This is a genomic window from Stenotrophomonas sp. 2YAF22, from assembly GCF_052114665.1.
Lineage (GTDB): Bacteria > Pseudomonadota > Gammaproteobacteria > Xanthomonadales > Xanthomonadaceae > Stenotrophomonas > Stenotrophomonas indicatrix.
Genome location: NZ_JBFRFE010000047.1, coordinates 1 through 12349, shown reverse-complemented (window position 1 = coordinate 12349; position 12349 = coordinate 1). Strand labels below are relative to the sequence as shown.

The window sequence follows — 12349 nt, the reverse complement described above, 5'->3', positions numbered from 1 at the left end:
GCACGCCGGAAGAACGTGCCACCTACCTGCGCACCGTGCAGGACTGGATCATCGCGCCGCAGATGCGCTCCAGCCCCGGGCTGGCGGGCGTGGACACCGTCGGTGGCTACGTGAAGGAATACGGCGTGCATCCGGACAGCGCGCGGTTGGCCGCGCATGGCCTGGGCCTGGCTGATCTGGTGACGGCCCTGCAGCGCTCCAACGTACAGGCCGGTGCCGGCTTCGTGCAGCGCGCCGGCGAAGGCCTGGTGGTGCGTGCCGACGGTCTGGCACTGACCACCGACGATCTGGCACAGGCGCCGGTAGCCACCCGCAACGGCGTGGTGGTGCGGGTGGCCGATGTGGCCGATGTCGGCCTCAGCCGCGCACCGCGCCTGGGTGCGGCCAGCCGCAACGGCCATGAAGCCGTGCTCGGTACCGCGCTGATGATCGCCGGCGGCAACAGCCGCACCGTGGCCCAGGCGGCCGCCACACGGCTGAAGCAGGTGAATGCCTCGCTGTCGGCGGACATCGTGGCCGCGCCGGTGCTGGACCGCAGCGTGCTGGTCAATTCCACCATCAAGACCGTGGCCAGGAACCTCACCGAGGGCGCGCTGCTGGTGGTGGTGGTGCTGTTCCTGCTGCTCGGCAACCTGCGCGCGGCGACGATCACCGCACTGGTGATCCCGCTGTCGTTCCTGTTCGCGGTGATCGGCATGAACCGCTTCGGCATCAGTGGCAACCTGATGAGCCTGGGTGCGCTGGACTTCGGCATCCTGGTGGACGGCGCGGTGATCGTGATCGAATCGACGCTGCTGATGCTGGGCCAGCGTCGTGCCGAACTGGGCCGCGCGTTGACCGCGATGGAACGCCTGCGCGTAGCGGCCGATTCGGCGCGAAAGATGGCACGCCCGGCAGCGTTCGGCCAGCTGATCATCCTGCTGGTGTTCGCACCGATCCTCACCCTGGAAGGGGTGGAGGGCAAGACGTTCCACCCGATGGCCGCTACGTTCATGCTGGCCCTGGTGGGTGCCTTCATCTTCTCCTTCACCTTCGTGCCGGCGATGGCCGCGCTGATGGTCCGTGAGTCGAAGCCGAAGGAAGGCGAGGCACACAGTGATGATGGCCAGCACGAAACGAAGCTGATCCGCGTGCTGCGTGGACGCATCGAGCCGATCATCCGCCAGGCCGTCGCGCGGCCGCGCGCAGTGATCGCCGGTGCAGCGTTGATGCTGCTGGTGGGCATTGGTTCGTTCGGCCTGCTCGGCCGCGAGTTCATGCCTACCCTGGATGAAGGCAACGTGGCGATGCAGGCACTGCGCGTGCCATCCACTTCGCTGGAGCAGTCGCTGGCGATGCAGCTGGCACTGGAGAAGGCCATCGCCCAGCAACCGGAAGTGGAAACGGTGTTCTCGCGTACCGGCACCGCCGAAGCGGCAATCGACCCGATGCCGACCAACATCTCCGACAGCGTGATCGTGCTCAAGCCGCGTGCGGACTGGCCCGATCCGAAGCTGGGCAAGGAGGCGCTGGTGGCCCGCTTCGAAGAACTGGCCGGCCAGCAGCTGGGCAACAGCTTCGAGTTCAGCCAGCCGATCGAGCTGCGCTTCAACGAGCTGATTTCCGGCGTGCGCACCGACCTGGCAGTGATGATCTTCGGCGATGACTTCAGCCAGCTGCAGAAGGTGGCCGACCAGGTGGCGCTGAAGCTGCGCGCGGTGGAGGGCGCGGCCGATGTGCGGGTGGAGCAGATTTCCGGCCTGCCCACGCTCAACGTCAAGATCGACCATGTAGCGGCAGCGCAATACGGGCTGACCGCCGCCGACGTCAGCGATGCGCTGTCCACCGGCATCGGCGGCACGGCAGCCGGCAAGATCTTCGAGGGCGACCGTCGCTTCGATGTGGTGGTGCGTCTGGATGACAGCGCACGCAACGACCCGGATCAGCTGGCCTCGCTGCCGATCGCCACGCCGGCCGGCGTGGTGATTCCGCTGTCCTCGGTGGCGCGCATCAGCGTCAGCGAAGGGCCGAACCAGATCAGCCGCAACAACGGCAGCCGCCGGGTGGTGGTGCAGGCCAATGTGCGCGGCCGCGACCTCGGCGGATTCGTTGGCCAAGCACAGGCCGCCGTGGCCGACGTGGCGCTGCCGCCCGGTGCGTACCTGACCTGGGGTGGCCAGTTCGAGAACCTGCAGCGCGCGGAGAAGCGCCTGGCCACGGTGGTGCCAGTGGTATTCCTGCTGATCGGCAGCCTGCTGTTCATGGCCCTGCGCAGCGGCAAGGAAGCGGTGCTGGTGTTCAGCTGCGTGCCGCTGGCGCTGGTCGGCGGCATCCTCGCCCTGCTGCTGCGCGGCATGCCGTTCTCGGTGTCGGCCGCGGTGGGCTTCATCGCCGTGTCCGGCGTGGCCACGCTCAACGGCCTGGTGCTGATGCAGGCGATCCGCGAGCGCCTGGACGCCGGTGACGTGCCGATGATGGCCGCGATCAATGGTGCATCCAGCCGTATCCGCGCGGTGCTGACCACCGCACTGGTGGCCATCGTCGGCTTCATTCCGATGGCGATCGCCAGTGGTTCCGGTGCGGAAGTGCAGAAACCGCTGGCAACGGTGGTGATCGGTGGCTTGATCACCGCCACGGTGCTGACCCTGCTGGTGCTGCCAACCTTCGCTGCGCGGGTGGCCAAGCCAAGGGCGGTGGGGTGAAACATGACGGGGTCGGATCCTGCGATCCGACCCTGTTTTCCGATCCCCGGTAGTGCCGGCCGCTGGCCGGCAATGTCGAACGATTGCAGTGCGTGCAGGTTGCCGGCCAGCGGCCGGCACTACCTTGGAACGGTCAGGCCTTCCTGCGCTCGGCGATGTACGCTTGGATCTGCTGCTCCAGCACCGGCAACGGCACCGAACCCTGCTTCAGCAGCGTGTCGTGGAAGCCCTTGACGTCGAACTTGTCGCCCAGCTCCTTCTCGGCCTGCGCACGCAGGCGCACGATGGCGATCTCGCCGAGCTTGTAGCTCAACGCCTGCCCCGGCCAGGAAATGTAGCGATCCACTTCGGTGGTCACTTCGTGCTCACTCAGCGCCGTGTGGTCACGCAGGTAGGCCAGCGCCTGCTCGCGGCTCCAGCCCTTGCTGTGCACGCCAGTGTCGATCACCAGGCGCGTGGCGCGCCACATCTCGTAGGTCAGGCGACCGAAATCCTCGTACGGGGTTTCATAGATGCCCATTTCCACGCCCAGCTTCTCGCAGTACAGCGCCCAACCTTCGCCATAGGCGGAGATGTAGGCATTGCGGCGGAACTCCGGCAGGTTCTTCTGCTCGGCAGCGATGGCACCCTGCAGCGCATGGCCAGGGTCGGATTCGTGCAGGGTCAACGCCGGCAGGTTGTACAGCGGGCGCGACGGCAGGTTGTAGGTGTTGAGCCAATAGGTGCCCATGCCACCACGGCCGGCGGTCCAGAACGGCGCGATATCCGGCGGCACCGGCACGATGGTGAAGCGCGCGCGCGGCAATGTCATGTACTTGCCGAGCTGGCCATCGGCACGCTTGGAGATCCATGCGGCACGCGACAGCAGTTCTTCCGGCGTCCTGGCATAGAACTGCGGGTCGGTACGCAGGAAGGTCAGGAACTCGGCGAAGCTGCCCTTGAACTTCACCTGCTTGATGATGTCGTTCATTTCCTTCTGGATGCGTGCCACTTCATCCAGGCCGATGCGGTGGATCTCGTCCGGCGACAGGTCCAGCGTGGTGTATTCGTGGATCTGCTGCTTGTAGTACGCCTTGCCGTCGGGCATCGCTTCGGCGGCCAGGGTGGTACGCGCCTGCGGCACATACTCGTTGACGAAGAACGTGCGCAGCTGCTGGAACGCCGGCACCACCTTGCCGCTGATCGCCGCGCGGGCCTGTGCCTGCAGCTTGGCCTGCTCGGCAACCGGGACGGTGTTGGGCAGCTTCTTGAACGGCGCGTACAACGGCGATTCGGTCGGATCCTTCAGCTCGGCGACGGTGGCGATGGACACCTCGCGACCATCGAGCACCGCACGCGGCACGCTGAAGCCGCGCTTCAGGCCGGCGCGCATGTTCCCGGTCTGCTGGTCGAAGTAGCGCGGCACATCATTCAGGCGCGCGATGTAGTTCTGGTAGTCCTGCACGGTCTTCATTTCGCGCCGGGCCATGAAGGACAGGTTGGACCAGAACGAGGAGTCGGCGTTGAACGGCATCTCGTAGCCGCGCAGGCGCACTTCTTCGGCCAGGTTGAACACCTGGTCGCGGTAGATCGCGTAGTTGACCTGGTTGTCGGGCGACAGGGTCTTCGGGTCGATCTTCTTCAGCGCGGCCAGGGTCTCGTCCCATACCTCCAAGCGTGCCTGCTGCGCGGCCGGGCCGACGTCGGGCATGCGGGTGGCGTTGGCCGGCGCGTCTTCGTCCTCGCTGGCCTCGCCGCCGCCTTGCTGGCGCCACTTCCATTCCTTCTCGTACAGCGCGCGGAAGGCGGCATCGGCGGGCGACTCAGTGGCCACGCTGGCCGGCGCGGTGGCGGTGGGCGGTGCGGCCAGGGCCACGGCAGGGGCAGACAGGGCGATCAGCAGGGCTACGGCAAGACGGGTTTTCACGAGCACAGGTTCCCGGGAAGGCAGACCCCGATCATGGCACCCCGCACCGCGCATGGCATGGGACGAAGGTCCTGCCTCAGTAGATCCACGCCATGCGTGGATGCTCCTGCCGCGGACGCATCGGGCCAACCAAGGTCGGCATCACCCGGGCACGGCGGCGCCTGCGTGGCCGCTCTGGTAGCTGCCAACCTTGGTTGGCTCCCGGAGAAAACCAGCGCCGACCAAGGTCGGCATCTACCAAGGCGTCAGTGACTGGCCTTGTCCCGCTTCCAGCCGCGATGCTTGATGTCCAGCTGCAGGCTGTACAAGGCGGTGAACGCCGGGAACAGGTTCTGCAGCACGCCCACCGAATCCTGCTTGGCCGAGAACAGGAAGTAGCTCAGCGTCATCAGGCTGCCGACCACGCTCATGTACCAGAACAGACGCGGGATCACCGGCTTGCCGGCGCGCTTGGAGGCAACGAACTGGACCAGCCAGCGGCCACCGAACATCAATGCGCCGGTGTAGCCGATCAGCTTCCAGCCGGTCACATGCAGGCCGGTCCAGTACAACCAGGTCAGCGGCTGGTCCAGCCAGTGAAGCTCCAGGTCCATCAACGCTCCTCCACCGCGGTGCGCTTGCTGCGGGTGATCAGCCAGGCCACGCCGCGCAGGTCGCGGATGCCGACCAGCGCGCGGCCCAGATTGTTGTACTTGGACACGCCGGCAGTGCGGTGGCGATGGTTGACCGGCACGCTGGTGGTCTTCCAGCCGGCGCGCTGCATCAGTGCCGGCAGGTAGCGATGCATGTGGTCGAAATACGGCAGGTCGAGGAAGGCATTGCGCTCGAACAATTTGATGCCGCAGCCGGTATCGGGGGTGTCATCGCGCAGCATGCGCGCGCGGATGGCGTTGGCCCACTTGCTGGCCCAGCGCTTGCTGCCGCTGTCCTGGCGGTTGACGCGCCAGCCGGCGAACAGCTTCACCTGGGCATCGGCAGCACCGCGGGCCTCCAGCAGCTTGGGGATGTCGGCCGGATCGTTCTGGCCATCACCGTCCAGGGTGGCGATCCACGGTGCACGCGCGTGCTTGACGCCGGTACGCACTGCGGTGCTCTGCCCGCTCTGCGAGACGTGGTGCAGCACCCGCAGCTCCGGCGTGGTGGCCTTCAGGCCCTGCAGCACGGCCAAGGTGTCATCGCGCGAATGATCATCAATGTAGACGATCTCGAACGGCAGCCGGCCGCGCAAAGCAGCGGTGATTTCGGCCACCAGGGGCGCGACGTTGTCGCGCTCGTTGAATACAGGGACGACAACGGACAGCTCGGGTTGGCTCATGGGGGGACTCGGCCAAGGAGGGACAAAGACCGCGCATTTTCCGAAGCCGAGGTTATCCGAAGATGAATCCGGCGGCGTGAGGATCGGTTTTCAGGCGCGATCAGCAAAATACTCGCGGCACCACTGCACCACCGGCGGCAGGCCCTGTTCGATCGGCATGACCGGTTCGTAGCCAAATGCGTCATGTGCGCGCCGGGTATCGGCCATCGTGCGCACCATGTCGCCCGGCTGCATCGGCTTGTAGACCTTCTGCGCGGGGCGACCGGCGGCCTGCTCGATCACGCCGATGAAGCGCTCCAGCTCGACCGGCGTGTGGTTGCCGAGGTTGAACACCCGGTGCGGCACCGGACCATCAGCCGGATGCGCGAGGGCGCCGAGAATACCGGCCACGATGTCGGAGACATGTGTGAAATCGCGCTGCATGCGGCCTTCGTTGAACACATCGATCGAACGGCCAGCCAGTACCGCGCGCGAGAACAGCAGCGGCGCCATGTCCGGCCGGCCCCACGGGCCATACACGGTGAAGAAGCGCAGGCCGGTGGCGTGCAGGCCATACAGCTGTGCGTAGGTGTAGGCCACCAGTTCATTGGCGGCCTTGGTAGCGGCGTACAGCGAGCGCGGCTGGTCCACGCGCTGGTCTTCGGAAAACGGCGGCGTGGCCGAATCGCCGTACACCGAACTGCTGGACGCATACACCAGATGCTGCACGCCACGGTGGCGGCACAGCTCGAGCATGTTGACGAAGCCGACCAGGTTGCTGTCGACGTAGGCGTGCGGGTTTTCCAGCGAATAGCGCACGCCGGCCTGCGCGGCCAGGTGGATCACCGCGGTCGGCTGCACTTCCTCGAACAGCGCGGCCAGGCCGTCGCGGTCGGTCAGGTCCAGCGTGCGCAGATCCAGCGTCGGGCACAGCGCGGCCACGCGGTCGCGCTTGATCTGTGGGTCGTAGTAATCGTTGAAGTTGTCCAGGCCGACCACCGACTGGCCCGCATCAAGCAGGGCACGAGCGGTGTAGGCACCGATGAAGCCGGCAGCGCCGGTGAGCAGGATGGTCATTGCGGTGAGCCTGGAATTCAACGGTCAATTCAGTAGTGATGGCGTCTGATGGTACGCGCAGGGCCTAGAACAGGCCGAAACGCTTCTTGGCCACATTGGTGCGCCCCGGCTGGATGACATCCTGGATGTTCTTCGCATCGAAGCGGTCCAGCAGGGTTTCCGAGTCCTTTTTCAGCTTCAGGTCCATCTCTTCCGGGTACAGCGGCACGATCGCCATGAACTCGATGGTGGTGCCGTCTTCCAGCGCCAGCGTGCCGAAGTCGTCCGGGGTCGTGACCGGCGGCAGCACGATGGCCCCATCGAACCCCACGCCCGGTGCATAGGGCTCGGACGGATGGCCGTTGGGAATGGTGTGGCCGAAGCCCAGCCAGGTGTCGTACTCGTGCGGCAGCCGCGCCAGGGTCTTCAGCAGCCGCACCGGCCAGTAGTTGCGCTCATCCTCGAAGGCATCCTGGGTGATCGGCCAATCCGCCGGCAGGGTCACCATCAGTTCCATGTGCCGGGGGGCGTCCACCTCGTCGGGCACGGCCATCGGCAGATCGCTCATGCCCGAGGTCACCAGCCGCAGGTACGGGCACTCGTCGGTGGCGGGCACCACATGCACGTCGATGTGCACGATATCGGAGATGATTTCATGGAAGACCCCGGAGATCGGGCCCAGATGGCGCTCGATGTGCGCGCTGATCTCCTCGATGTGCGACTCGCCCTGGGCCGGGGTGAAGTCCTTCTCGCGGCTGTGCACGAGAATCGGGCTGCCGCCCGGGCTGACGTCGTCTACTTCAATGGTCATGTCCTGCTCCCTGGATGAGCCACGGGGCGGAGCGGCCCACCTGCGGTGGACGACGCGGCCTCCGGCACGCGCGGCGGTGCGTTCCCTGCAATCGACGGCACACGGCAGGAACAGGCCGTGCGCCCATGAAGATGCGCCGGGGTCAGCCCTGGCGCGTGCGCAGCCGCTCCAGCACGCCATCGAGCGTGTCCAGGTTGGCGTAATGGATGATCAGCTTGCCCTTGCCGCCGCGGCCATGATTGATGGCAACGGAAGTCCCCAGCACTTCGGACAGCTCGGTTTCCAGCGAGGCGATATCGGCCTGCTGCACCTTGGCCACCGGCTGCGGACGGTTGCTCGGCACCTTGCCGGCGGCAAACGCCTGCGCACGGCGCTCGACCTCGCGCACCGACCAGCCTTCATCGGCCGCTTCCTGGGCCAGCTTGCTGGCCAGTTCCGGGGCCAGCGTCAGCAGCGCGCGGGCGTGCCCCATCTCCAGCCGGCGCGTTTCCAGCAGCAGGCGGATGGCGATCGGCAGCTCCAGCAGGCGCAGCAGGTTGGACACCGCCGCGCGCGAGCGGCCGACGGCCTCGGCGGCCTCGGCATGGGTCAGGGTGAATTCGCTGATGAGGCGCTGCAGCGCTTCGGCTTCTTCCAGCGGGTTGAGGTCTTCGCGCTGGATGTTCTCGATCAGCGCCATCGCGATGACGGTGCGGTCTTCCAGCTCGCGCACCACCACCGGCACTTCGTCCAGGCCGGCCAGCTGCGAGGCGCGCCAGCGACGTTCACCGGCGACGATCTCGAAGTTGCCTGCCGGCAGCTGGCGCACCAGGATCGGCTGGATCACGCCCTGCGACTTGATCGAGTCGGCCAGTTCGGACAGCTTGCCCTGGTCCATCTCGCGACGCGGCTGGTACTTGCCCGGCTGCAGCTGGCCTACCGGCAGCTTGCGCAGCACTTCACCGGGCAGCGGCTCGATCACCGCCGTACTGGCCTGCACCTGGCTGACCGCGCCCTTCGGACCGAGCAGTGCGTCCAGGCCGCGGCCGAGGCCTCGCTTCTTGGCTGCAGGCTTGCTGCTGGTCATCAGACGGTCTCCACGGCCTTGGTGGCCTTGTTGCGTTCGTTGTTGCGACGGATGATCTCGCCGGCCAGGCCGAGGTAGGCCACGCCGCCGCGCGAAGCACGATCGTAGCCGACGATGCTCTGGCCATGGCTGGGCGCCTCGGCCAGGCGCACGTTGCGCGGCACGATGGTGCGGAACACCCGGTCGCCGAAGTGCTCGGTGAGCTCGGCCGACACGGCATTGGCCAGGTTGTTGCGCACGTCGAACATGGTGCGCAGCACGCCTTCGATCTCCAGCGCCGGGTTGAGGTTGGCACGCAGCGCTTCGATGGTTTCCACCAGCGCGCTCAGGCCTTCCAGCGCGTAGTACTCGCACTGCATCGGCACGATCACCGAATCGGCGGCGGCCAGGGCGTTCAGGGTCAGCAGCGAGAGTGCCGGCGGGCAGTCGATCAGGATGTAGTCGTACTCGTCGCGGATCGGCGCCAACGCGCGCTTCAGGCGCTGCTCGCGCTCGCTCTGCGCCATCAGCTGGATCTCGGCTGCGGTCAGGTCGATGTTGCCCGGCAGCAGGTCGTAGCCTTCGGCGGTCTGCACGCGCACGTCGGCAGCGCTGGACTCGCCCAGCAGCAGATCGTAGGTGGAGGAGACCAGCTCGCGCTTGTCCACGCCACTGCCCATGGTCGCGTTGCCCTGGGAATCCAGGTCGACCAACAGCACGCGCTTGGGTGCGTTGGCCAGGGAAGCGGCCAGGTTGACGGCGGTCGTGGTCTTGCCGACGCCACCCTTCTGGTTGGCGATGGCGATGATGCGGGCCATGCGGGTGTGCCTCGTCGACGTGTGCTGGGACCGGTCATTATGCGTACAACCGGGCCCGTGCGGAAATCGTGGATCGCCAACCGCTTGTTCCACAAGGGGCGGGCGGCGGGGTTCAGGGACCTGTGACGGTGACCAGATGGCGTTCACCGGCCAGGCCGGGCACGCTCAGCGGGACCACCTCGCGTACCTGCCAACCGGCCGGCAGCGCTGCGATCTCCTCATGCGGGTAGACGCCTTTCATGGCCAGCAACACGCCACCGGGGCGCAGCAGGTGGCCACCGACGCGGACGATGCCGGCCAGGGTGTCCATCGCGCGCGCGGTCAGCTGGTCGTAGCTGCCCGGCTCGGCCAGCGCTTCGGCGCGCGACTCGGCCACGCGGGCATTGCCCAGGCCCAGCTGGCGCACGGCCTCGCGCATGAAGCGGGCCTTCTTGCCGTTGCTTTCCACCAGGGTGACATGCAGGCCCGGGCAGGCGATCGCCAGCGGGATGCCCGGCAACCCGGGGCCGGTACCGAGGTCGGCCAGGCTGCCATCGGCCACGAACGGCTGCATCGCCAGTGAATCGAGCAGATGGCGGGTGACCATTTCCTGCGGATCGCGGATGGCGGTGAGGTTGTAGGTGCCGTTCCAGCGGTGCAGCAGCGCCAGGTAGCGCAGCAGCGGCGGGGCCAGCTCGGCGGCCAGGCCCATGCTGGCCAGGCCCTGCTGCAGCGTGGTCGCTACGCCGGCGGGAAGATCGTGTTCGCTCATGCCGGCATTATCGCCGGTTTTCGCTGTTGATTCGCCGATTCACTGCGGATACCAGGCCAATGCGGCGCGGAATTGTCCGCTGGCCTGCCATTCGTGCAGGTGCCAGCGCGCGGCCTCGCCCAGCTCCGGGTCGCACCAGCGCAGGTGCAGGGCGCCATCGTTGGCCGGGGCCAGCTGCAGGCGGTGGAGGCCGAAGGAAATGCCCTGCCCGTGTGCCTTCAGCATCGCTTCCTTGGCACACCAGACGCGGAAGAACCAATGTTCGCGGTCGGCCTCGTCCAAGCCTTGCAGCCACGCCACTTCGTCGGGATGGAAGAAGCGCTGGATGATTTCCAGCATGCGCGGGCGCGGCCGCAGCAGTTCCAGGTCCACGCCCAGCCGCACACCCTCGCCCAGCGCTACCAGCAGCACCTCGCCGCTGTGGCTCCAGCCGGTGCCGTAGTGGGCGAGCGCGCCGCTCAGTTCCGGCCGGCCCTTGTCGTCGCGCACCAGCGGCAGCGCATCCGGCTCGCCCCCCAGGGCCTGTGCCAGCACCTGCCGGGCCTGCGGCTCACCGCGCTGGCCGGGGACGTGCGGGCAGCGCCAGACGGTAACCGGACCAAACCGCCAGGGGCCCTCAAGGGTGGCTGGCAGGCTCATCCGCACGCGCCCGTCACAGGATTGCACAGCGGGTTCACGGCACTGCGCGTCAACTGGACGCGGTTATCCACCGGAGAGTCGATCATGGGCATCATCATCTGGCTGATCGTCGGCGGCATCGTCGGCTGGCTGGCAAGCATCATCATGAAGCGCGATGGCCAGCAGGGCATCATCCTCAACATCGTGGTGGGCATCGTCGGCGCACTGATTTCCGGCTGGCTGTTCGGCGGCGGCATCAATGAAGCGATCACCCTGCGCACGTTCCTGTTCTCGCTGATCGGCGCGGTGATCCTGCTGGCGATCGTCAACCTGTTCACCCGCAAGAGCATACGCTGACGGCGTGGTGGTGTCGGCCGCAAGCCGGCAAACGCATCAGGACGGGGCCCGGCATCGCCGGGCCTCGTTGTTTCAGCCCAGCTGTACCCACGCCGGTGCATGATCGCTGGGGCGTTCCCAGGTGCGCGGCTCGCGGTCGATGCCCGAGGCCACCGCACTGCCCTTCAGCGCATCGGAAACCAGGGTGAGGTCGATGCGCAGGCCAAGGTTGCGGCGGAAACCCGCTGCGCGGTAGTCCCACCAGCTGAAGGTGCCGGCCTCATCGTTGTGCAGGCGGAAACCATCGTGCAGGCCCAGCTGCAGCAGCTTGTTCAGTGCGCCGCGCTCGGCAGTGGAGGTCAGGATGTGGTTGTCGTTCCACACCTCCGGGTCATGTACATCGCGCGCATCGGGGGCGATGTTGAAGTCGCCCATCACGATCAGCTTCGGATGCCGCTGCAGTTCTTCGGCGATCCACGCGTGCACCGCCTCCAGCCAGCGCAGCTTGTACTCGTACTTGTCGGTGCCCACGTCCTGGCCGTTGACCACGTACAGGTTGATCACCCGCAGGTCGCCGAAGGTGCCGGCGATGACCCGCTTCTGCTCGTCCTCGAAGCCGGGAATGCCGATCTGCACGTCCTGCGCCGGCTCGCGCGACACCAGCGCCACGCCGTTGTAGGTCTTCTGCCCGGCGAACACGCTGCGGTAACCGGCGGCGACCAGCGCCGAGTCCGGGAACTTGTGGTCCTCCAGCTTGGTTTCCTGGATGCCGACGATGTCCGGGCCGAAGTCCTTGAGCCACTGCTCCAGGTGCGGCAGGCGGACATTGAGCGAATTGACGTTCCACGAGGCGATCTTCATGCGGGCATTCTACCCGGGTGGGCTTTGGTAGAGGCCGACCTTGGTCGGCGCTTGGGGTTCACGCGCGCCAACCAAGGTTGGCCCCTACCGGAACCGGCCGCACGGGTTGGCCCCTAGCGGTAGTGCCGGCCGCTGGCCGGCAGCTGCAGGTCCCCGCCGGAGGGTCATGAAG

The 12349-nt window shown here is 66.9% G+C and carries 12 protein-coding genes; 2 read left to right on the top strand and 10 right to left on the bottom strand.

Features of this window, described 5'->3' with window-relative positions:
- The coding region (locus tag AB4Y84_RS03600; protein ID WP_442249778.1) for an efflux RND transporter permease subunit at nt 1–2681 on the top strand (2681 nt) is incomplete at its 5' end.
- Between the two features lie 133 nt (nt 2682–2814).
- On the opposite strand, the gene AB4Y84_RS03595 is transcribed toward AB4Y84_RS03600, so the two are convergent.
- The 9 genes from AB4Y84_RS03595 to AB4Y84_RS03555 form a co-directional block, all read right to left on the bottom strand.
- Entirely contained in the window at nt 2815–4587 is a 1773-nt protein-coding gene (locus AB4Y84_RS03595) for a DUF885 domain-containing protein (RefSeq protein WP_442249777.1), read from the bottom strand.
- 245 nt (nt 4588–4832) lie between these two features.
- A complete protein-coding gene (locus tag AB4Y84_RS03590) occupies nt 4833–5180 on the bottom strand; it encodes a lipid-A-disaccharide synthase N-terminal domain-containing protein (RefSeq protein ID WP_025878793.1) in 348 nt (115 codons plus the stop codon).
- Entirely contained in the window at nt 5180–5902 is a 723-nt protein-coding gene (locus tag AB4Y84_RS03585; RefSeq protein WP_230111203.1) for a glycosyltransferase family 2 protein, read from the bottom strand. The genes AB4Y84_RS03590 and AB4Y84_RS03585 overlap by 1 nt, the downstream gene beginning before the upstream one ends.
- Before the next feature lie 90 nt (nt 5903–5992).
- On the bottom strand, nt 5993–6958 hold the full coding sequence (locus AB4Y84_RS03580; protein ID WP_442244229.1) for an NAD-dependent epimerase/dehydratase family protein: 966 nt from the start codon (nt 6956–6958) through the stop codon (nt 5993–5995).
- A gap of 64 nt (nt 6959–7022) precedes the next feature.
- Nucleotides 7023–7748: a suppressor of fused domain protein gene (locus AB4Y84_RS03575; protein ID WP_032976777.1), complete on the bottom strand. Its 726-nt coding sequence runs from the start codon at nt 7746–7748 to the stop codon at nt 7023–7025.
- 142 nt (nt 7749–7890) lie between these two features.
- Nucleotides 7891–8814: a ParB/RepB/Spo0J family partition protein gene (locus AB4Y84_RS03570; protein ID WP_025878789.1), complete on the bottom strand. Its 924-nt coding sequence runs from the start codon at nt 8812–8814 to the stop codon at nt 7891–7893.
- Nucleotides 8814–9611, bottom strand: a complete 798-nt coding sequence (locus AB4Y84_RS03565; protein ID WP_025878788.1) for a ParA family protein — start codon at nt 9609–9611, stop codon at nt 8814–8816. Before AB4Y84_RS03565 ends, AB4Y84_RS03570 begins: the two co-directional genes overlap by 1 nt.
- Nucleotides 9612–9723: 112 nt before the next feature.
- Entirely contained in the window at nt 9724–10362 is a 639-nt protein-coding gene (gene rsmG / locus AB4Y84_RS03560) for a 16S rRNA (guanine(527)-N(7))-methyltransferase RsmG (protein WP_442244230.1), read from the bottom strand.
- A 39-nt stretch (nt 10363–10401) separates the two neighbouring features.
- A complete protein-coding gene (locus AB4Y84_RS03555) occupies nt 10402–11001 on the bottom strand; it encodes a 4'-phosphopantetheinyl transferase family protein (protein WP_099785896.1) in 600 nt (199 codons plus the stop codon).
- A gap of 84 nt (nt 11002–11085) precedes the next feature.
- On the opposite strand from AB4Y84_RS03555, the gene AB4Y84_RS03550 reads away from it, so the two are divergent.
- Nucleotides 11086–11337 (top strand): GlsB/YeaQ/YmgE family stress response membrane protein, encoded by a 252-nt coding sequence (locus tag AB4Y84_RS03550; protein WP_025878785.1) that lies wholly within the window; start codon nt 11086–11088, stop codon nt 11335–11337.
- A gap of 72 nt (nt 11338–11409) precedes the next feature.
- On the opposite strand, the gene xth is transcribed toward AB4Y84_RS03550, so the two are convergent.
- A complete protein-coding gene (xth, locus tag AB4Y84_RS03545) occupies nt 11410–12177 on the bottom strand; it encodes an exodeoxyribonuclease III (protein WP_280884351.1) in 768 nt (255 codons plus the stop codon).
- Nucleotides 12178–12349 lie beyond the last annotated feature (172 nt).

What these genes read in the sequence shown, in the direction of transcription:
- AB4Y84_RS03550 (WP_025878785.1), top strand. Translation starts at nt 11,086, where the DNA reads ATGGGCATCATCATCTGGCTGATCGTCGGCGGCATCGTCGGCTGGCTG.
- AB4Y84_RS03555 (WP_099785896.1), bottom strand. Translation starts at nt 11,001, where the DNA reads ATGAGCCTGCCAGCCACCCTTGAGGGCCCCTGGCGGTTTGGTCCGGTT.
- AB4Y84_RS03590 (WP_025878793.1), bottom strand. Translation starts at nt 5,180, where the DNA reads ATGGACCTGGAGCTTCACTGGCTGGACCAGCCGCTGACCTGGTTGTAC.
- AB4Y84_RS03580 (WP_442244229.1), bottom strand. Translation starts at nt 6,958, where the DNA reads ATGACCATCCTGCTCACCGGCGCTGCCGGCTTCATCGGTGCCTACACC.
- AB4Y84_RS03565 (WP_025878788.1), bottom strand. Translation starts at nt 9,611, where the DNA reads ATGGCCCGCATCATCGCCATCGCCAACCAGAAGGGTGGCGTCGGCAAG.
- AB4Y84_RS03575 (WP_032976777.1), bottom strand. Translation starts at nt 7,748, where the DNA reads ATGACCATTGAAGTAGACGACGTCAGCCCGGGCGGCAGCCCGATTCTC.
- AB4Y84_RS03570 (WP_025878789.1), bottom strand. Translation starts at nt 8,814, where the DNA reads ATGACCAGCAGCAAGCCTGCAGCCAAGAAGCGAGGCCTCGGCCGCGGC.
- AB4Y84_RS03585 (WP_230111203.1), bottom strand. Translation starts at nt 5,902, where the DNA reads ATGAGCCAACCCGAGCTGTCCGTTGTCGTCCCTGTATTCAACGAGCGC.
- rsmG (WP_442244230.1), bottom strand. Translation starts at nt 10,362, where the DNA reads ATGAGCGAACACGATCTTCCCGCCGGCGTAGCGACCACGCTGCAGCAG.
- xth (WP_280884351.1), bottom strand. Translation starts at nt 12,177, where the DNA reads ATGAAGATCGCCTCGTGGAACGTCAATTCGCTCAATGTCCGCCTGCCG.